The sequence below is a fragment of the Listeria ivanovii subsp. ivanovii genome, assembly GCF_900187025.1.
Classification (GTDB): Bacteria; Bacillota; Bacilli; order Lactobacillales; family Listeriaceae; genus Listeria; species Listeria ivanovii.
The window spans coordinates 2770030-2789583 of record NZ_LT906478.1 but is presented as its reverse complement, the minus strand read 5'-3'; the positions used below and the strand labels follow the sequence as shown (position 1 = coordinate 2789583).

At 37.0% G+C, this 19554-nt stretch carries 19 protein-coding genes; 18 read left to right on the top strand and 1 reads right to left on the bottom strand.

Features of this window, described 5'->3' with window-relative positions; translation table 11 throughout:
- Positions 1-56: 56 nt before the first annotated feature.
- From CKV67_RS13935 to CKV67_RS13870, 14 genes are all read left to right on the top strand, one after another.
- Positions 57-278: a hypothetical protein gene (locus CKV67_RS13935; RefSeq protein WP_025280134.1), complete on the top strand. Its 222-nt coding sequence runs from the start codon at positions 57-59 to the stop codon at positions 276-278.
- 2 nt (positions 279-280) lie between these two features.
- On the top strand, positions 281-484 hold the full coding sequence (locus CKV67_RS13930) for a DUF3188 domain-containing protein (protein WP_014093913.1): 204 nt from the start codon (positions 281-283) through the stop codon (positions 482-484).
- Complete coding sequence (locus CKV67_RS13925; protein ID WP_014093912.1) at positions 481-945, top strand: DUF3284 domain-containing protein; 465 nt, start codon at positions 481-483, stop codon at positions 943-945. Before CKV67_RS13930 ends, CKV67_RS13925 begins: the two co-directional genes overlap by 4 nt.
- Positions 946-1248: 303 nt before the next feature.
- Complete coding sequence (gene dnaX, locus CKV67_RS13920) at positions 1249-2982, top strand: DNA polymerase III subunit gamma/tau (protein WP_025280133.1); 1734 nt, start codon at positions 1249-1251, stop codon at positions 2980-2982.
- Positions 2983-3011: 29 nt separating this feature from the next.
- On the top strand, positions 3012-3329 hold the full coding sequence (locus CKV67_RS13915; RefSeq protein WP_003754047.1) for a YbaB/EbfC family nucleoid-associated protein: 318 nt from the start codon (positions 3012-3014) through the stop codon (positions 3327-3329).
- A gap of 108 nt (positions 3330-3437) precedes the next feature.
- Entirely contained in the window at positions 3438-4034 is a 597-nt protein-coding gene (gene recR / locus CKV67_RS13910; protein ID WP_014093910.1) for a recombination mediator RecR, read from the top strand.
- A 14-nt stretch (positions 4035-4048) separates the two neighbouring features.
- A complete protein-coding gene (locus CKV67_RS13905; RefSeq protein WP_003754045.1) occupies positions 4049-4291 on the top strand; it encodes a YaaL family protein in 243 nt (80 codons plus the stop codon).
- Positions 4292-4391: 100 nt separating this feature from the next.
- Positions 4392-5111, top strand: coding sequence for a GntR family transcriptional regulator (locus CKV67_RS13900; protein WP_014093909.1), 720 nt, complete (start codon positions 4392-4394; stop codon positions 5109-5111).
- A 154-nt stretch (positions 5112-5265) separates the two neighbouring features.
- Positions 5266-5562 carry a PTS sugar transporter subunit IIB gene (locus CKV67_RS13895; protein WP_014093908.1) on the top strand — a complete coding sequence of 99 codons (297 nt, stop codon included), beginning with the start codon at positions 5266-5268 and terminating at the stop codon, positions 5560-5562.
- A gap of 25 nt (positions 5563-5587) precedes the next feature.
- A complete protein-coding gene (locus CKV67_RS13890) occupies positions 5588-6940 on the top strand; it encodes a PTS sugar transporter subunit IIC (protein WP_014093907.1) in 1353 nt (450 codons plus the stop codon).
- Positions 6941-6957: 17 nt separating this feature from the next.
- Positions 6958-9225 (top strand): glycoside hydrolase family 31 protein, encoded by a 2268-nt coding sequence (locus tag CKV67_RS13885; protein WP_025280131.1) that lies wholly within the window; start codon positions 6958-6960, stop codon positions 9223-9225.
- A 3-nt stretch (positions 9226-9228) separates the two neighbouring features.
- Entirely contained in the window at positions 9229-9966 is a 738-nt protein-coding gene (locus CKV67_RS13880) for an HAD family hydrolase (RefSeq protein ID WP_014093906.1), read from the top strand.
- Entirely contained in the window at positions 9963-11372 is a 1410-nt protein-coding gene (locus CKV67_RS13875; protein ID WP_014093905.1) for a glycoside hydrolase family 1 protein, read from the top strand. Before CKV67_RS13880 ends, CKV67_RS13875 begins: the two co-directional genes overlap by 4 nt.
- Entirely contained in the window at positions 11365-11682 is a 318-nt protein-coding gene (locus CKV67_RS13870; protein ID WP_025280130.1) for a PTS lactose/cellobiose transporter subunit IIA, read from the top strand. Before CKV67_RS13875 ends, CKV67_RS13870 begins: the two co-directional genes overlap by 8 nt.
- A gap of 41 nt (positions 11683-11723) precedes the next feature.
- Here the strand turns inward: CKV67_RS13870 and CKV67_RS13865 are convergent, their stop codons facing one another.
- The gene (locus CKV67_RS13865; RefSeq protein ID WP_014093903.1) at positions 11724-12566 is read right to left on the bottom strand and encodes an aldo/keto reductase; all 843 of its coding nucleotides are present in this window, start codon (positions 12564-12566) and stop codon (positions 11724-11726) included.
- A 94-nt stretch (positions 12567-12660) separates the two neighbouring features.
- Between CKV67_RS13865 and CKV67_RS13860 the strand changes: the two genes are divergently transcribed.
- From CKV67_RS13860 to CKV67_RS13845, 4 genes are all read left to right on the top strand, one after another.
- Positions 12661-13101, top strand: a complete 441-nt coding sequence (locus CKV67_RS13860; RefSeq protein ID WP_014093902.1) for an NUDIX hydrolase — start codon at positions 12661-12663, stop codon at positions 13099-13101.
- Positions 13102-13366: 265 nt separating this feature from the next.
- Positions 13367-14308 carry an LCP family glycopolymer transferase gene (locus CKV67_RS13855; protein WP_032363919.1) on the top strand — a complete coding sequence of 314 codons (942 nt, stop codon included), beginning with the start codon at positions 13367-13369 and terminating at the stop codon, positions 14306-14308.
- A gap of 1478 nt (positions 14309-15786) precedes the next feature.
- Positions 15787-16335 (top strand): Crp/Fnr family transcriptional regulator, encoded by a 549-nt coding sequence (locus tag CKV67_RS13850; RefSeq protein ID WP_014093900.1) that lies wholly within the window; start codon positions 15787-15789, stop codon positions 16333-16335.
- Positions 16336-16463: 128 nt separating this feature from the next.
- Positions 16464-19541 (top strand): toxin Cry1Ac domain D-VI-related protein, encoded by a 3078-nt coding sequence (locus CKV67_RS13845; RefSeq protein WP_025280129.1) that lies wholly within the window; start codon positions 16464-16466, stop codon positions 19539-19541.
- Positions 19542-19554 lie beyond the last annotated feature (13 nt).

Below are 19554 nucleotides of genomic sequence, written 5' to 3'. Positions count from 1 at the left end.
TATTCATTGCAAGTCGGAAGAGATACAGTTAAACTATATAAAAGGAGGTTTTTTAAATGATTATTCTTAATTGCCCAATGAAACGTGATTATATTACTGAATTACTAGAAACACACGATAAAGACGGTATAACTTTTAAAAAAATAAGTGAGCAAGGTATGAAACTGACTTTTGAAACCAACATCGAGGACGAAGAAAAAGCAGCAAAAATAGCGAAAGAAACAATAAAAGCAACTGAAATAGGCTCTGTACTCTATTTCCAAGTTAGTGTGGGTTGAAAATGAAAATTGTTAATGCACTATTTATAATTAGTATTGGCCTTATTATTATTATGTTTAGTCCTGCTTATGGAAAAGATGGCATGGCTAGTGTGCCTATTTTAGTTACTGGACTTGTGGTTGTTTTGATTGGCTGCCTTTTTATCGTGCTAAAACTGCGTAAAGATAAGAAAGAAAAGAATAAGAAGGAGTCGATTGAAAAGTGAATGTAACACAGAAATTGTATATATCCCAAAAAGAGTGCTTTGATACCATCGTCAGCTCAGCGATTTATGATGTGAAAAACGCTACTGGAAAAACAGTTCAAAGACATAAATTAGAAGGACATAAATATCAAAGAACTATGTCTAATGGTGCGCTTGCTACAACCAAAATTGTTCAAGTAAAACCTTACGAACTATATCAATTCGAAACAAGCAGCCGAGTAAATACACATACAACCACTTATACGATTAAATCAACAAGTGAGACAACTTGCGAAGTGACATATAACGAATTAATTGAAACAGAAAAAACGTTGAATAAAATGAATAATATTATCGTTGGCTTTATGTTTGGCTTTTTCCGTAAGAAACGCGTCAAAAACTTGCTGAAATCGATTGAGCTTTCGGTTATTAATGAAAGTAAAAAGAAGCAAGAGAAGTCAGCGGCGAAAAGTGAACAATAGATAGAAATGGGAAGCAGGCTTTTGGGAGTCTGGTTCTTTTTTTGGGATAGCGTGATCTAGTTGGGGGTTAAAGTAAGGCTCTTTTGAAACTTCCACGAAGGATTAAATCCTCGCGTTACTCGGATCTATATTGAAGAAGTAAATCAAAACAAAGAACGTTTTGAAACTTCCACGAAGGATTAAATCCTCGCGTTGCTCAGATCTATATTGAAGAAGTAAATCAAAACAAAGAACGTTTTGAAACTTCTTCAACATTACGTTATAATAAAACTACTAAATGGTTTCAGGTGAGGAGAGTGGCAGATGGCGTATCAGGCTTTGTATCGGGTTTTTCGGCCGCAGTCGTTTCAGGATGTTGTGGGACAGGAACATGTGACGAAAACGCTTAAGAATGCCATTGTGCAAAATAAAACTTCGCATGCTTATTTATTCTCGGGACCTCGGGGGACTGGGAAGACGAGTGCGGCGAAGATTTTTGCGAAGGCGATTAACTGTGAACACGGTCATGACGGAGAGCCTTGTAATGAATGTGATATTTGTAAGGGCACAACGGATGGCTCTATACCAGATGTTCTTGAAATTGATGCTGCCAGTAATAACGGGGTTGAAGAGATTCGAGATATCCGGGAAAAAGTAAAATATGCGCCAACTGTGGCGAAATATAAAGTATATATTATCGATGAAGTGCATATGTTATCGACGGGAGCGTTTAATGCGCTATTAAAAACACTAGAAGAACCGCCAAAACATGTCATTTTTATTTTGGCAACAACAGAACCTCATAAATTACCACTAACAATTATTTCCCGTGTACAGCGATTTGATTTTAAACGGATTACGACACAAGATATTATTGGACGCTTAGAATTCATTTTAAAAGAAGAAAAAACCCCTTATGATGAAAAAGCGCTAATGATTGTGGCGCGTGCAGCTGAAGGTGGGATGCGTGATGCGCTTAGCCTACTTGACCAAGTGATTTCTTATGGGTCAGAAGAGGTAACCGTGGATGATGCGCTTGAAATTACTGGTTCCATTGCTCAAGGATTACTGACAAAGCTTGTAAGTGCGGCTTTTGACGGCGATGCTGCAGAAGCGATTTCGACATTGACTGCTCTACTTGCTGAAGGAAAAGACCCAGTCCGACTTGTGGAAGATTTACTAGTGTTCTTTAGAGATGTATTGCTGTATCAAAAAGCACCAAATCTAGAAGAAACGCTAGAACGAGCTTTGATTGATGATGAGTTTGTCTCACTTGCTAAACGAGCGAATTCGTTCAAGATATATGAATTTGTTAAAATTTTAAATACCGCACAGCAACAAATGCGCTTTTCTAATCATCCAGGTATTTATGTGGAAGTAGCGCTTGTTCAGTTAACACAAGCAGGACAAACAGTTGGTGAAAGTGCCGCACCTGTTGAAGTTGCTAGCGGAGATGTATCAGCTTTAAAACAACAAATGGAGCAACTGCAACTAGAACTTCAAACTCTCAAAAAACAAATCGCAAGTGGAGCGGGAGTGGCCCCAACTGAGAAGCCAGCACAAAACCGGGGTGGCTCCAAAAAACAAATTAATAACGGTAAACAATTTAAAGCACCAATTGGTAAAATTAATCATGTACTAGGTGAGGCTAAGAAAGAGAATTTGCAGTTAATTCGTGGTTGTTGGGGTGAACTATTATCCATGTTAATGGCGTCTCAAGCAGCACTTTTAAATGATGCGGAACCTGTGGCTGCATCTCTAGACACTTTTGTGTTAAAATTTAAGCATGAGATTCACTGCCAAATGGCGATGGATAATCCAAACTTTGTAGAAACCATTACGTCGAGTATTGCAAAGCTTACACAAGTTAATTATACTTTTATTGGAATCCCAGAAGATCAATGGGCTGAAGTAAGAGAAAATTTCCTGCATAGTCATGGCGGAAACGGGGATTCAGAGGAAGGTGCAAATCCAGAAGCTAGAAAACCAGCTGAAGATCCATTTGTTTTAGAAGCGACAAAACTAGTTGGTGAAGATTTGCTTGAAATTAAAGATTAAAAAACAATAGAAGAAAGAGGAGATTATTCATGCGTGGAATGGGAAATATGCAAGGTATGATGAAACAAATGCAAAAAATGCAAAAGGAAATGGCGAAAGCTCAAGCTGATTTAGAAGTACAAGAGTTTACTGGAACAGCTGGTGGCGGAATGGTTACAGTAAAAGCTACTGGTAAACGTGTCATTACTGATGTTGTTATAAACGAAGAAGTAGTAGATCCAGAAGATATTGAAATGCTACAAGATTTAGTACTTGCAGCTACAAATGATGTATTAAAACAAATTGAAGATACAACTTCACAAACAATGGGCAAATTCACACAAGGATTAAATCTTCCTGGAATGTAATATTGTTTGGTTTGAGACTCTTGGCTAAATTACAAGAGTCTCAACTATTTTTAAAAGAATGTTTCACGTGAAACATTGTGTACTTTGAAGGTGAGAGGAAGACGAGATATGCATTATCCTGAGCCGATAACGAAATTAATGGACAGTTTTATGAAATTACCGGGTATCGGACCCAAATCGGCAGCAAGACTCGCATTTTATGTGCTTGATATGAAAGAAGACGATGTATTAGATTTTGCAAAAGCGCTAGTTGATGCAAAACGAAATTTGAGCTTTTGTTCTGTTTGTGGACATATTACAGATAAAGATCCTTGCTACATTTGTGCGGATACATCTCGTGACCGCAGTATCATTTGTGTAGTGCAAGAATCAAAAGATGTTATTGCTATGGAAAAAATGCGCGATTTTCATGGTTTATATCACGTGCTTCATGGAACAATTTCACCAATGGATGGGATTGGACCAGAAGATATTAATATTCCTGATTTACTTAAACGTTTGCAAGATGACACGATTGAGGAAGTTATTTTAGCGACTAACCCTAATGTAGAAGGAGAAGCTACGGCGATGTATATTTCGCGTCTATTAAAACCATCTGGTATAAAGATAACTAGAATAGCGCACGGTCTTCCAGTTGGTGGAGATTTGGAATACGCTGATGAAGTGACGCTTTCAAAAGCAATGGAAGGACGAAGAGAAGTATAAATTGAGGTGGAAAAATGGAGTCCAGAAGTAATAAGTTTGGCCGAAAAAAAGAAAAGAAGATTGGTAAACTGCACAAATCCTATGATGCTTATCTGATGGAGTTAATTGAAGTAACGCAAGAAAACTGGCACAAACAAAAAGTTCTGTTGCGTAAAAGCTTTGAATATGACCCCAATTTAGAATACGAGGAAAAAAAGGCTGAAGCGCGCTATTTTTATCTCTTTAAAGAAGCACGAAAAAGACAATTGAAGAAATGATTTCAAAAAATCTACTAGACCTTGGTAACTCGGAATAGTAGATTTTTTTCGCGAGGTGTTTAGATATGCTATAATAAAACCAAAAAGGAAGAATGATGTCATGAGCACAAAAATACTCAAATATGAAACAATCGCTTTTGATTTGAGAAAGAAAATCTTGAGCGGATTCTATAAACAAAACGATCAATTACCCCTTGAAAAAGAAATGTGCGAAGAATATGATACAAGTCGAATTACAGTGAAAAAAGCGATGGATCAGCTAGTTTTGGAAGGCTTAGTTGTCAAACGACGGGGAGCAGGCACATTTGTAAAAGACGTCGAAAATCCAGATGCTGATGTCTTGCAATCGATGCAATTTATGGGGTTTTCAGAGGAAAATAAGCACCGAAATGTCAGCTCGGATATTTTGAAATTTGAAATCATTAATCCTGACGAGTCGACTTTAAATAAACTGCGAATCTCTGAGTTGGATTTTGTTTATCACATCATTCGAGTTCGAAAAATTGATAAAAAACCACACGCCATAGAAGAATGTTTTATGCCAATCAATCTTATTTCTGGTTTAAGAATGGATATTGTTGCAAGTTCGATTTATACATACATTGAGTCAGTCCTAGGTTTTTCGATACAAAGTGCCCATAAAACGGTAAGCGCGATGATGCCGACAGAGTTTGAAAAAGAGTACTTAAAAATAGCGGATGTCTCACCAATTTTAAATATTGAGCAGGTTGCTTATTTGGATAATGGACAACCATTTGAGTACTCCAATACGAAATATCGGGCAGATAAATATGAATTTCATGCAATAAATATTAGGTAAAATTTTAACGCGGTAGTCGCTTAGCTATCGCGTTTTTTATATTCGTAAAAATAAAAGACATATCTTTTTATAATAAAAGTATTTACAATATCAAAAGTTGGATATATAATGATGAATGAAAAGGGTTACAATTTAAGCGAATGGAGTGCTGAAAATGAAAATCTCACTATTTTGTAATGCAGGGATGTCGACGAGTTTGGTGGCATCAAAACTTAAGAAGGCATATTTAGAACGTGGAATCACATATGATGTGGAAGCTTTTGATTTTTCTGCGTTGCAAGAAGAAGCAGATGAAACCGATGTAATTATCTTGGGGCCACAAATTGCTTGGGCGTTTGACGATGTTACGAAAGATTATCCGGATAAGAAAGTAATTCAATTAACGATGGCGGAATTTGGTAGCATGGACGGTGAAAAAGTATTAGAACGTGTAGAAAAAGAACTTAATTAATCAGGCATTATAGGGAGGGAAAACAATGGCGAGTGAAAAGTTAAACAAATTTCAAATGAAACTAACAAAGATTATGGGGAAAATTGCAGGGAATAAATTATTGCTTTCATTACGTGATACCTTTATTATGGCAGCGGCACCACTGATGATTGCTGGTTTTGCAATTATGATAAGTTCGGTATTTTTAGATCCAACAGGGATTATTTTTGGGAATAGTGGGTTGCATCTTGGTAGTTTGATAAGTGGGTCGGAAAAAGCGTTTTTAGTTTCTGATTTCGCTAATAATTTAAGGACATTGCAAGGGTATTTTAACTTATTCATTAATGGGACAATGGCTATTAATGCACTCTTAGTAGTGGCTGGATTTGCATTTTTTGGTTCAAGAAGATTTTTTCCGAAAAACAAAGAGCCAATCGTTGTTACATTTTATGCGCTAGCAGGATTTTTTATTACATTGCCATGGACAGTGACAACGCTTGATACAAAAGGAAAAGAAGTAACGATTAATGGGATTGTCAACTCCAACTTCATTGGGCAACAAGGGATATTCACTGGTTTAATCGTTTCCGGGATTACGATTTATGTTTTCAATAAATTAATTCAAAAAAATGTTACTTTTAAAATGCCAGATACAGTTCCACCAGCAGTTGCGAAAAGTTTTGAATCGCTTGTTCCTGGGGTTGTAACATTAGCAATATTCGTTATTGTAGCAGGTGTTTTAAATGGAGTATTTGATACGTCGTTACCAGAAGCATTACTTTGGTTGCTACAAAAACCAGCACTTGCTGTTGCAGCGACACCGTTATTTGCGGTTGTGGCTATTGTATCGACACCAATCTTGCAGTGGTTCGGGATTCACGGGACTTCTGTTTGGGGACCAATCTTTGGCTTAACTTGGAACATTAATGACAATGAAAACATTATGGGAACTGCTCAACATTTATATTCTACATTGTTTATGAATTTCACTGTAGTATCTTCTGGAGCGCTAACCCTTGCACCAATTATCGCGATAATTATTTTCTCCAAACGAGCAGATAATAAGAAAATCGCCAAGCTAGCAATCGCACCGGGAATATTCAACGTTAGTGAGCCAGTTACATATGGTTTACCGATTGTTTTAAACCCGATACTGTTTATACCATATTTACTTAGTTGGGTAATACCATTCTTCTTAGGGCAACTACTGACAGAAATAGGGCTTATTCCAATTATTACCAATAACGTACCGTGGACAGTGCCGCCAATTCTATCAGGGCTACTTTACTCGGGAAGTATCATGGGAGCACTTTACCAGGCACTTGTCATCGTTATTGTAGTGATACTGTATATGCCGTTTGTACGTGTGGCAAATAATTTAGCGAATAAGTTAGATTAACGAGAGGTGGAATAATTTTGGAAGAGGAAATTATTAGCAAATCGGTAAATGGTTGGGATTACCAGAATACGGACCGGATTTTTTTTAAGGAAGGCTATTATTATGATTATGCAATTAAGGCGTTAGATGTTTGGCTAGAAGAGGAATATGTTTGTGTGGAAGTTGGGCTTATTAGTGGAAATAGAGGACTGCTTCGACTTTCAAAAACAAACGAGCAAAACTTGTTCTTTGAATTTAAAACGATGGAAGGCGCCTTCGAAATGGAGCCATTTTATCTTACCGAAAAAGCAGCAGTTAGAAGGGCCCCAATTTTAAATGCAGAAGCGGATAAATTTGTAATTACTAGTGGCAAGCTAACGATTAACATTGCAAAAGAGCCGTTTCGGATTGAAATTAAAAATGAAAATAAGGTTGTTTTTTCCACATCTATCAAAAAAATCTCTCGTCAATATGTAACCCCGGGACTAGGACATCGAATCAACGCAAATGGTTACCGCGAAGCATTCTTGTCTTGGGATGTTGCTAACGATGAGAAGTTTTATGGCTTAGGAGAAAAATTTAGTTCTGTAGAAAAATCAGCAACAAGAAGCACAAGTTACGCGATGGATGCTTGTGCAACTAACACAACCGATCTTGCATATAAAGCACATCCGATTTTACTTTCAACAAGCGGTTACGGGTTATTACTTACAACTGCGAAACGAACTCACTGGGATGTTGGCGACTTCTGTTTTGTATCTGGAACAGTCCTTGTAGAAGGGCCAGTACTTCGTGGTCATATCTTTGTAGGTGACACACTAAAGGACCTGATTGCAGAAGAAACGGAACTACAAGGTCATTCGGAAATGATTGAACCTTGGACACTTGGCGTTTGGTACAGCAGATGTGCGTACATGAATAAAGAAGAACTTTACGGTGTGAAAGACAAGCTGGGAGAACTAGAGCTTCCATTCGACGTGCTTAATATCGACGTTCATTGGGGCAAAAATTATTGGTATGAAAAATTTTGGGTAGACTGCTGTGATTTCGAATGGGGCGAAGATAAATTCCCTGAACCAACCAAAATGTTTGCCGAATTGATGGAACAAAATGTGGCGTGCTCACTTTGGATGAATCCGTATTTGCCACCTGGTACGGCAGTTTACGAAGAAGCTGTGGAAAAAGGTTATTTGGTGAAAACAACAGAAGGCGGGCTTGCTCATATTAAACGTCGCCAAGTGAGTGAAATTGGAATTCCTGATTTAACAAACCCAGAAGCTTACAGTTGGTGGAAAGAAAAAGTGAAAGATTTACTTCGCCTTGGAATTCGTGTTTTGAAACCAGATTATACGGACCGAATTCCAGAAGATGCGCTATTTTTCAATGGATATACTGGGAAAGATATGCATAACGCTTATATTTACTTGTATATCAAAGCTTGCTACGATGCAACGCAAGAAATTCACGGAACATCGCTCGTTTGGAAGCGTCCGGGATTCCTTGGAACTGGTAAATTTGCGGGAACTTGGTCTGGTGATGTGGAAAGTAGCTTTGAAGGATTGAAATATACTATTCGCGGTGGGCTCAGCGTTGGTTTTACTGGTGAGAGCTACTGGAGCAGTGATATCGCTGGATTTAAAGGAGAAAAACCAACACCGGAACTTTATATTCGTTGGTCACAAGTAGGTATGCTTTGCTCATTAGCACGCTATCACGGAACTACAGAGCGCGAACCATGGTTTTACGGTGAACAAGCAGTAAATATTGTTCGAGACTATAGCGAGCTTCGTTATTCGCTCGTTCCTTATATGTTAGAAATGGCTACAGAAGCAGAGGACCGCGGTTTGCCAATGATGCGTCACCTAGCGTTAGAGTTCCAAAATGACGCTTTTGTGCATGCTATTGATGATGAATTCTTACTTGGTGAAGATATTCTCGTTGCGCCAATTTTGGAAGCAGGTGCAACAAAACGTGATATTTATTTACCAGCAGGTGCTTGGTATGACCGGAAAACAGGCGAGGGATATCCTGGACGTTCTACTATTACTGTTGATGTAACACTAGAAGATATGCCAATTTTTATTCGTGAAGGTGCAGTTATTCCACAGTTCAAACGTAAATTACAACACTTAAAAGATTTTGAAACAGAAGCTGTAGAAATTTGTGTTTATGGGAAAGCTAAAAAAATGCAGGGAACGCTTGTTAGTGAAAATCGTGTACGCTATGCTTATACCATTTTGGCTGATGGTTCTATCTCGACCGATTATCCAGGAGAGGTAACATTACGACAAGTGTATGAGGCTTAATTAATGACAAAAAAATTATTTGTAACGGATTTGGACGGAACGCTTGTAACACGAAATAATGAAATCGAACTGGCTGATTTACACGCTATCAGGTCTTGGCAGCAGCAAGGTAATCTATGGGCTGTTGCTACAGGGCGAAAATGGGACAGTGTAGTCGAGTTACTCCAAAGATACGATTTAGCTGCGGATGCGCTAATTTTAGAAAACGGTGCGTTAATATTAGCATCAAGTGGAGAAGTTATCTGGCAAAAAAATATCCAAACGGAGACGGCTAAACAAGTAACCAATTTTGATTTATCACTTGTGGAGGAAGTTTGCTTGGTAACTAGTTTTAACCAAGCAACTCCTCAACAATTACTAAATCTGGCTAGTTTTAAGGAAACACAAGCAATTTCTGCGATAACACTCAGATATGCAACTGCTGATTTAGCTGAGGAATATGTGAATCAAGTAGAAGCACTGATAACAGACGCTGTTTTTAGAAATATGAATTATATTGATATTGCACCAAATGGTTGTTCTAAAGGAGCAGCAGTCAAGTTTCTGATGGAACGCTTTATGTTAACTAAAAATGAAGTAAGTGTCATTGGTGACTCTTTTAATGATATTTCAATGTTTGAAGTGTCTAGTCACCCATTTACCTTAGAGCATGCAGAAAAAGCAATGCACGAGCAAGGTGCGTTAGTTGTAAAAAATGTACATGAAGCAATAAATAAAGTAAGACTGGAGTGGGATTTTTGACAAAGCAAATTGAGTTTCCAAAAGGATTTTACTGGGGAAGTGCCGCCTCAGCAACACAAACAGAAGGTGCTGCACATGAAGGCGGAAAAGGCGAAAACATCTGGGACTACTGGTATAAAACACAGCCAAAACGCTTTTATGAAAAAGTAGGACCTGAAAAAGCATCCGAATTTTATGATAATTTCCGTTCAGCTATTAAGTTATTAAGCCAAACAGGTCATAATTCATTCCGTCCTTCCATTAGTTGGTCGCGAATGTTTCCGAATGGTTTTGGTGAAGTGAATCCTGAAGCAGTCCGGTTTTATAATGAAGTGATTGATGCGCTTATTGAAGAAGGCGTAGAGCCAATCATGAACCTTTACCACTTTGACATGCCGCTTGCAATGCAAGAAATTGGCGGATTTGAAAACAAAGAAGTAGTAGAACATTATGTGGCTTATGCGACGACTTGTTTTCGTTTGTTTGGAGATCGTGTGAAGCGTTGGTTTACTTTTAATGAGCCAATTGTTCCTGTAGAGGGCGGTTATTTATATGATTTTCATTATCCAAATAAAGTAGATCCTAAAGCTGCCGCACAAGTAGCATTTAATACGTTGCTTGCCAGTGCTAAAGCGATTGAAGCCTACCATAAAATCAGTGATGGGAAAATTGGGATTGTCTTAAATCTAACACCATCTTACCCGCGTAGTGATAACCCAGCTGATATGGAAGCGGCACGTATTGCGGATATATTTTGTAATAAAAGTTTCTTAGATCCAGCTGTGCTTGGTAAATTTCCAGAAGGCTTAAAAGAAATCCTTGCGAGACATGATTGCTTGCCAGTTTATTCTGAAGAAGAGTTAGCGATTATTGAGCGAAATACGATAGATTTTCTAGGAGTGAATTATTATCAGCCGCGCCGTGTTTGTGCGAGAGATACGTTACCTAATCCAGATGCTCCCTTTATGCCAGAGTTTTATTTCCAAAATTATGAAATGCCGGGTCGCCGGATGAACGTATATAAAAACTGGGAAATTTATGAGCAGGCTTTGTATGATGTCGCGATTAATATTCGTGATAATTACGGAAATATCGAATGGATGGTTTCTGAAAATGGCATGGGTGTGAAAGATGAGCGCCGTTTTGCAAAAGGAGACTATATTGAAGATGATTACCGGATTGAATTTTTTGAAGACCATTTGTATTGGTTGAATAAAGGTATTCTGGAAGGTAGTAATTGTATCGGTTACCATGTGTGGACATTTATTGATAATTGGTCGTGGATGAATGCTTACTGTAACCGTTACGGCTTAGTTTCGCTTAATCTCGCTACAGGAAATCGAACAATCAAGAAGAGCGGAGAATGGTTTAAAGCTTTACACGACAACAACGGTTTTAGTTATGAAGGAGTTTTGCCTTATGAATGATAAAGAATCCCAAATCGCAATGGAGCTGATTTTTCATTCTGGAAATGCTAAGTCAACAGCGATGCAAGCAATTATCAAAGCTGAATCAGATAATATTGCAGAAGGAAAAGAGCTAATTAAACAAGCGAGAAAAGAACTCCACGAAGCCCATGCCATCCAAACAAACTTGATGACAGCGGAAATTAATGGAGAAGAAATTGAAAAAACAATTTTACTAATTCATGCACAAGATCATTTTATGGCCGCTAATTTAACTATTGACCTAGGTGAGCGGATGATAACTTTACATGAGAAAATAGCTAATAAATAACAAAAAAACTTGGGATCCACAATCGGATTCCAAGTTTTTTGCTAAATTTCAGACCTTACATACATCACATCGGGCGCATGACTTACACGTTCACCAGTATTTAAACGGTCAACTTGGCGCATATCTGCTTCCGTTAACTCAAAATCATAAATATCCGCATTTTCCTTAATTCTTGAAGGAGTTTCTGACTTAGGAATAATCGAAATATTGTTTTGCAAATGCCAGCGTAAAACAATTTGTGCGGGAGATTTGCCGTGTTTTTGCCCAAGTTCCATTAAAGTAGCTTCTTCTAAAACCCCGCCCCGCCCAAGTGGACTCCACGCTTGATGAACAATATGAAGTTCCTCTAAATAGCGATGTAACAAGTGGTTCGGGAAGTGGGGGTGAGTTTCTACTTGATCTACAACTGGAAGAACATTAGCGCTAGTACGCAGGCGATCTAAATGGTGTGCCTCAAAGTTACTTACGCCGATTGCGCGAACAAGCCCTTCATCATATAGCTTTTCCACTGCACGCCATGTCTCAAAAAAGGTATCTTGTTTTGGCCAGTGTACTAAATATAAATCAATTTGGTCTAATTGTAATTTTTTCTGCGACTTAAGAAAAGCACGAAGGGTCTCATCATAACCCTGCTCGGTATTCCACATTTTCGTTGTCACAAAAAAATCGTCCCGTTTTAATCCGCTTGTCTGGAAGAAATCTCCAAGTTGCTTTTCATTGTGGTAAAAAGACGCTGTATCAAATAAGCGATACCCAACCTCTGCTGCGGTTTCGAGAGCAGTCCGCATCCGTTTTTCTTCTGTTAATTTATAAACCCCAAAACCGTGCCTAGGCATTTCAATTCCGTTGTTCAGTCTGTACGTATCAGAGAAAGAAAGTGTCATTTAAATTACCTCCTACTTAGTTTATTAACTTAAGCATACCAGAAAATGGTGAATTTCTGTATAATAAAGGGATGAAATGAATGAGGTGAAAAATATGAGGCAGCTATTTCAAGTATTAGTAATCCCTTTTATTCGAAAAGAAACTCATGTTCAATTTGCTGTTTTTTTAAGAACAGATATGGCGGTTTGGCAATTTATTTCTGGTGGTGGAGAAGATGCGGAATCACCACAGGATGCGGCACTAAGAGAGAGCAGGGAAGAATTAAGTTTGAAAAACAATTTCCAAATCTATCAGTTGGATTCGCTTGCTCATATTCCAAGTTTCCATTTTTCATTCAACAAGCCATATGTAATTCCAGAATATTGTTTTGCTATCGATTTGACGCTTTTTTCTCACAAAATAAAGCTATCTTCAGAACATAAAGCAATTCAATGGCTCTCCTATCAAGCAGCAAATGAAATATTAGAATGGGATAGTAATAAGACTGCGCTCTATGAGTTGAATGAACGGTTAAAACACGAGGATATGCTCTAAAACTAATTTAGAATCTACAGTTACTTTGGATTAAATTAGCCAAGTTATTTGAATTATATAGAATAAATCAAGCAATCTTTAGCGAAAAAAATATCGTTATTTCGATTGGGGGAGTAAAGGGCATCCGGAGAATCATAGTTGTTTTTTCAAAGGCGGTTTTTAAGTCTATAAATGGACTTTTTGTGACGATTTATAAGAAAATCACACAAAGTGGAACTAATTTGGTATTATGAACCTGCAAAAGAAAACAAGTAACTATGAAAGGATGGAACAATTGCGAAAAGCAAAAAACACCCAAAGAAAAAAACGAACAGCACTAAAGATTTTTCTAATAATTCTCTTAATTATCATTTTAGGATTAGGTGCTCTTATTGGCTGGGCTTACTGGAAAACAAGCAGTACTTTTGATAATATGTATAAACCTTTAGAAAGCTCCTCTAAAACCGCTGTTTCACTCGATGGAACCATACCTTTTTCTATTTTGATTTTAGGTATCGATGAGCGTGATGGAGACCGCGGACGTTCGGATACGTTGATTGCAGCGACTGTTAATGGAGATACTAACCAAGCACAAATGTTAAGCATCCCTCGAGATACACGTGCAGAAATTGTCGGACATAATACGACAGAAAAAATCAACGCAGCCTATGCATATGGCGATGTTAAAATGGCACAAGATACTACGACTAAATTTTTAAATGGTATTCCTTTTAATTATTATATCAAAATTAATATGGAAGGATTTCGCGAAGTGGTTGATGCTGTAGGTGGTATTGATGTTTATAATAATACAGAAGGGATTTCTTACAACGGAAGAGAATTTAAAAAAGGCAATCTACACCTCAATGGCGAAAAAGCTCTCCAATATGTTCGGATTCGGAAAACGGATCCAAATGGTGATTTCGGTCGGCAAAAAAGGCAACAAGAATCCATTACTGCAGTTTCTAAAAAGTTACTATCTACCCAAACAGTTTTTAAATTAAATGAAATACTGGAAAGTGCCAAGAATAATATTGAAACAGACTTTACAATGGCTGATATGACTAAAATTGTTAAAAATTACGGTGGCGCTGTTAATAATGTAGAAAGTATCACGATGGCAGGAGACGGCGGGAAGCTAGATGACGGACTTTGGTATTATGTTGTTTCAGAAGCAGAACGAATAAAAATGCATACAAAACTAGCAAAAAATCTTAATATAAAATAAGCAAATAATAGCTTTGAATCCTGCAAAATGGGGTTTAAGCCTTTCTTACGTATAAGGATCTCTAAAGTAAGTAACCAATCTGGACGAATGAAGCCTACCTTTGAACTATTTTAAAAGTGGAGGAAAAGTAGTATAATAACTATGTTACGACATTATAGATAAACTTTAGTCGTACATTTATTTAGTTTTAGTAAAACAGTAGATTGTTTTCAATAATTTTATCGATACATGCCACCGAGGTAACCTTATGACATTTGTTATAGGGTTTTTTTCCTTTTTTATAGTAACAACAGACGTTATGATTGAGTGTGTTTTGTTGCTTTTTTTAATATATTCTGGGTAATAAGATAAAGTGATTTTTGTATTTGAGGTTGTCTTAATTTATTAATATACTTCGAATAAATTGTCTTCCCAGAGTGGTAACGTCTTATGGCGATCTTTGCATAGTTATTGAGCTCCCTACGTATCAAAAAACTTCGAACATCTCTATCTCCAGCTCTGGGACTATCTGTTCCAGAAATTTGTCTCAAAATATCATATTCAGGCAAAGTTGAGGCAATATCTCCACTTCTTCGATAATCTCTTGAATTTTACAGGAGATAAATCATTTTATCCGCATAATAGTGTACTTTAGAAAACATAATATCTGCTAGCCTCGCTGTTGGATAGGCATAGCTATACTAAGAAGTTCTCCAGCGTTTTTTGAAGCACATTATAGAAAAAAGATTATTGTTTATATTTGCAAAATTTAGTTTTGTTAAATGTTTTCCGTGAACAGAATAATACAAGCACTGGATGCGGAAATGGAACAAGTATATTCAGTATAACACCGAGTTTTGATTGGGGACATTGAAATAAGCTCGGAAAATGTTAGCTGTAATGTGTTATGCAACCCGCTTTTGGTTAAAATAACTTCCGCAAAAAATAATTAAAAGTTAACCTGCAATGTTTGAAAACCATCCTTATTGTCTCATATTTCTTACGCTATTCATTTGGATAAATAACTTTGTAACTTTTCCTCATACTAAAAATCGTAATTGTCTGCATGTTTATCTCCTCCTTTCTTTTTATCAATTCCAATTTCTTATACACAATCTTAAAAGACCCAACATGTTCAAACTTGATTCTTGATAAAGTAGATTCGTTTTCCATACGGGCTCTATGCCTAAGAGGCTAGCCAATCTATACTTGACAACTCCTATAACAAAAAAGTCTGCCTGTTTAAAATCATTAAAAGCGTAACAAAAAGTTCACCGAATAAGAGAAAACTTGTCAAATCAATGCCAACAAATAATTTTGGAAGTAGCTAATATTAACTAGTGACATATAAACTGCAGGAAGGTGTTATTGAAAATGATTCAATTAGAAACTAGCCTTAATGATTTATACAGCAAGAAAAGTTTGGATATTAATTTCAATTCAGGAGTATTACTAGATAAGTTGCTTGATAATCCATCGATCCATTCTTTTCGTAAAAAATGGAAAAGAAGACAGTTCTTATAAATGAAGGAGAAAAAACAAACAGTATCTATTATATAGAAACAGGAATTGTGAAAAAAACCCATGCGAATCAAACCATTGGCTTTCAAGGTGAAGGCAGTTTTCAAGGAATGAGCACTTTAATTATGAATGAGGAAGCCAATATGAGTTCGATTGTTTTTGAAACAAGCTATGTCATTGAGTTCCGTAGGTGTGAACTACTTGAATATATACTAAGTATGCAAGAAGGCTGGTTGTTTTTATTTCTAATAGAGAAAGAAGAGCAACGTATGCTATTAGAAAAAATCGCCCAAAACCAATATCACGGTACGGATAGAATGAAATATATTCTACTAAATTTAGCTAGTAAATTTGGTGTGTCTGTGGAAGGGAATACTAAGCTGCCATCAGAATTTAACCGAGACAGTTTAAGTGATTACACCTGTTACAGCCCAGCGACAATGACCAATCTAATTAAACAACTACATCGTGAGAAATTTTTGGCACCCACCGGTCGGCAGCAACCATTAAAAATATTAAAAGAATAAAGTAGTTATTTTAAGGGGGTGTTAATAATGTAATGGTAATGATAACTTTCAGGGAACAACATATTGATGCTAAATCTACTTGGTTAAGTAACAATATGGAAAATATACATGATTAAAAGGAGAGAAATATGAATAAAAAAAGATTAGCAAAAAAGATTACTACTATTGGAGCAACAACCGCAATAGCTTTTTCAGTATTAGCGCAACCCCTAAGCTTGATTGCTAGCGCAACAGACGCAGCACCAGTAACAACAGCAGGAGAACAACAATTAGCTGGCGCGATTGTGAAATCAAAAAATTTAGTTTCTAATGGAAAACTAACTACAATTGAACAAACAAATCTAACGGCTAAGCAAATTTTTCCAAGTTGGCAAGCAGCTGCTGTTGGAGGGGGTAATAATTTAGATAGTCTTGTTCTTGTAGGAAAGGATGTTAATTCACGATACGTTGGCACTTCAACTAGAGATGAATATGTATATTACAAAATAGATGATAGTGCATCTGATATTACCTCAATTGGAATTAGTGGTTTTGGAAGTACATCATATACTACCGATTATTCGGGAACTGGAATTACAGAATTTACGGGCAGAAGTACAAGATCAACGAGGTTTGCTCTTTATCAAGTTATACCGACTGTAGTGGGCCAAACTTATACACTGTCGAAATCCGTAGCTTCTAATGAGTTGAATTATTCTGTTTATGCATCAAATGTAGGTAGTATAAGCGAATTGGCAAGCGTGAAAAGTACTAAGTATGGAAGTAGCACATTTGTAGCTAGCTCTACATCTACCAAGATAACTGTAGTACTAGGAAAAGACGCTGATTATGTAAATGAACCTGCTTTGATTTGGTCAAGGGCGGCTAGTGGGGTTACTGTAACTAAACAAATAAATACTACGAATTTGAAAGCAGAAATTGATGCATTATTTATTAATAATAACCCTGATTCTGGTGATATTAAAGACACAACAGATGAAGCAGCAATTGATGTTCTTCAAAAAGAAATAGATTGTTTAGAAGAAGGTATTACAAAGGTAGAGTACCAAGCAGAACTTGATTTAGCAAAACGTTATTTGAATAGTGAACCAAAACGACAAGCAGCAGCAGAAAAAGCTGTTAAAGAATTATTCATTAATAACAATGTAGTAAATCATATTAAAGAAACGACCAATCAAGCAGCGATTGATGCAGTACAAGTAAAAGTCAATGCCGTTACAGACACAACGAAAAAAGCAGCATTACAAGTACAATTAAACAAAGCCCAAACAGAATTAGATGCTAAAACAAAAGACGAAACAGAAAAAGCAATCGAAGGAGCAAAAGATTCATTAATAAGTTTAAAAGGAACTAATACTCGATTTAGAATGGACATAAAAACTTCGGAGAGATTGAAATATGAATATGTGGTCACAAAAGATGACGCATACTTCGGTAGATATAAAAATAATTACTCTAATGAGTTGAATATTGCAGCTGACGGTCCTACGACATATGTCACAAAAGATGGTGCATATAGTGATGGTACAGTATTCAAAGTGTTTGTTAGGATTGATAATGTAGACCATCTAATTGGAAGTGTTACCGTTACAGGCACCTATGATGACGCACAAAAAGCAGTTAATGAGCTATTCATCAGTGATAACCCAGCAAATCATATCAAAGATACGACTAACCAAGCAGCAATTGACGCAGCGAAAGTAAAAGTTAACGCTGTCACAGACACAACAAAAAAAGCCGCATTACAAGTGCAAGTGAAAAAAGCACAAGATGAGTTGGACGAAAAAACTCGCCAAGAAGCAGCACAAAAAGCGGTTAATGAGCTATTTATCAGTAATAGCCCGGCGAACCACATCAAAGATACCACAACACAAACACTGATTGACGCAGCGAAAGTAAAAGTTAACGCTGTCACAGACACAACAAAAAAAGCCGCATTACAAGTACAAGTGAAAAAAGCGCAAGATGAATTAGACGAAAAAAACCGTCAAGAAGCAGCACAAAAAGCGGTTAATGAGCTATTTATCAGTAATAGCCCGGCGAACCACATCAAAGATACCACAACACAAACACTGATTGAGGCAGCGAAAGTAAAAGTCAATGCTGTCACAGACACAACTAAAAAAGCCGCATTACAAGTGCAAGTGAAAAAAGCACAAGATGAATTGGACGAGAAAAACCGCCAAGAAGCAGCACAAAAAGCAGTCAATGAGCTGTTCGTCAATAATAACCCAGCAAACAAGATCAAAGATACAACGACACAAACAATGATTGATGAAGCACAAAAGAAAGTAGATTCCGTAGTAAATCCAGCGAAAAGAGCTGAACTACAAGAATTAGTAGACAAAGCACAAGATGCGCTTGATGAAGCAAATAATAATGTAACAGCACCAACAGCAAACACGGTAACAAATAAAGACACAGTTGTTACCGGCACAGGGAAACCTGGCTTAACAGCAGTTGTTAACATTGGAACAGCAACATATACAGCTACAGTTGGAACAAATGGTAAGTTCTCTGTAACCATTACGGTACAAAAAGCAGATACTATAATCAGGGTTTCACAAAAAAGTACTACGAAAACTAGCCCAGTTATCAATGTAAAAGTAACAAATTACATTCCAAATTCAGCACCTATCATAGACGCAATTGGACCATTCCAACAGGCTATTACAGGTAAAGTACCAGCAGGAACTGTATCTGTTCGCCTAGTTGTCAATGATCATCCACAACGTTTAGTAACACCAGATGCGAATGGTAACTTCTCTTTCTACAGTCGCTTTGTTACAGATGGTACTGTATCTAATTTACGTCTTCAAAAAGGCGATAAGATTGTAGTCGATTATGGAAATAAAACACCATCTAATTTGGCAACAACTACTTATGTTAACGATGCAGTGAAACCTCTTATCGATGTAGCAAAAGCAGAATCTGACTATATTACTGGTTTAGTACCAACAGGAACACAAGTATTACGTTTGTCAATTAACGGTATAGCTCAACGTACAGTTACACCACAAGCAGATATTAATGCTGTAACTGCTGGTGGTATTGGAACAGATGGCAAATTCAAAATTTATACACGCTTTTTCAGAGATAGTTCAGGATTAACTCGTAAATTACACGCAGGAGACACTGTAACAGTTGATCTTGGTGCACAAATTCCTGGAGACACAGGAACTACTGTAACCGTTATTGCAAAATAATTTTATATGGAAA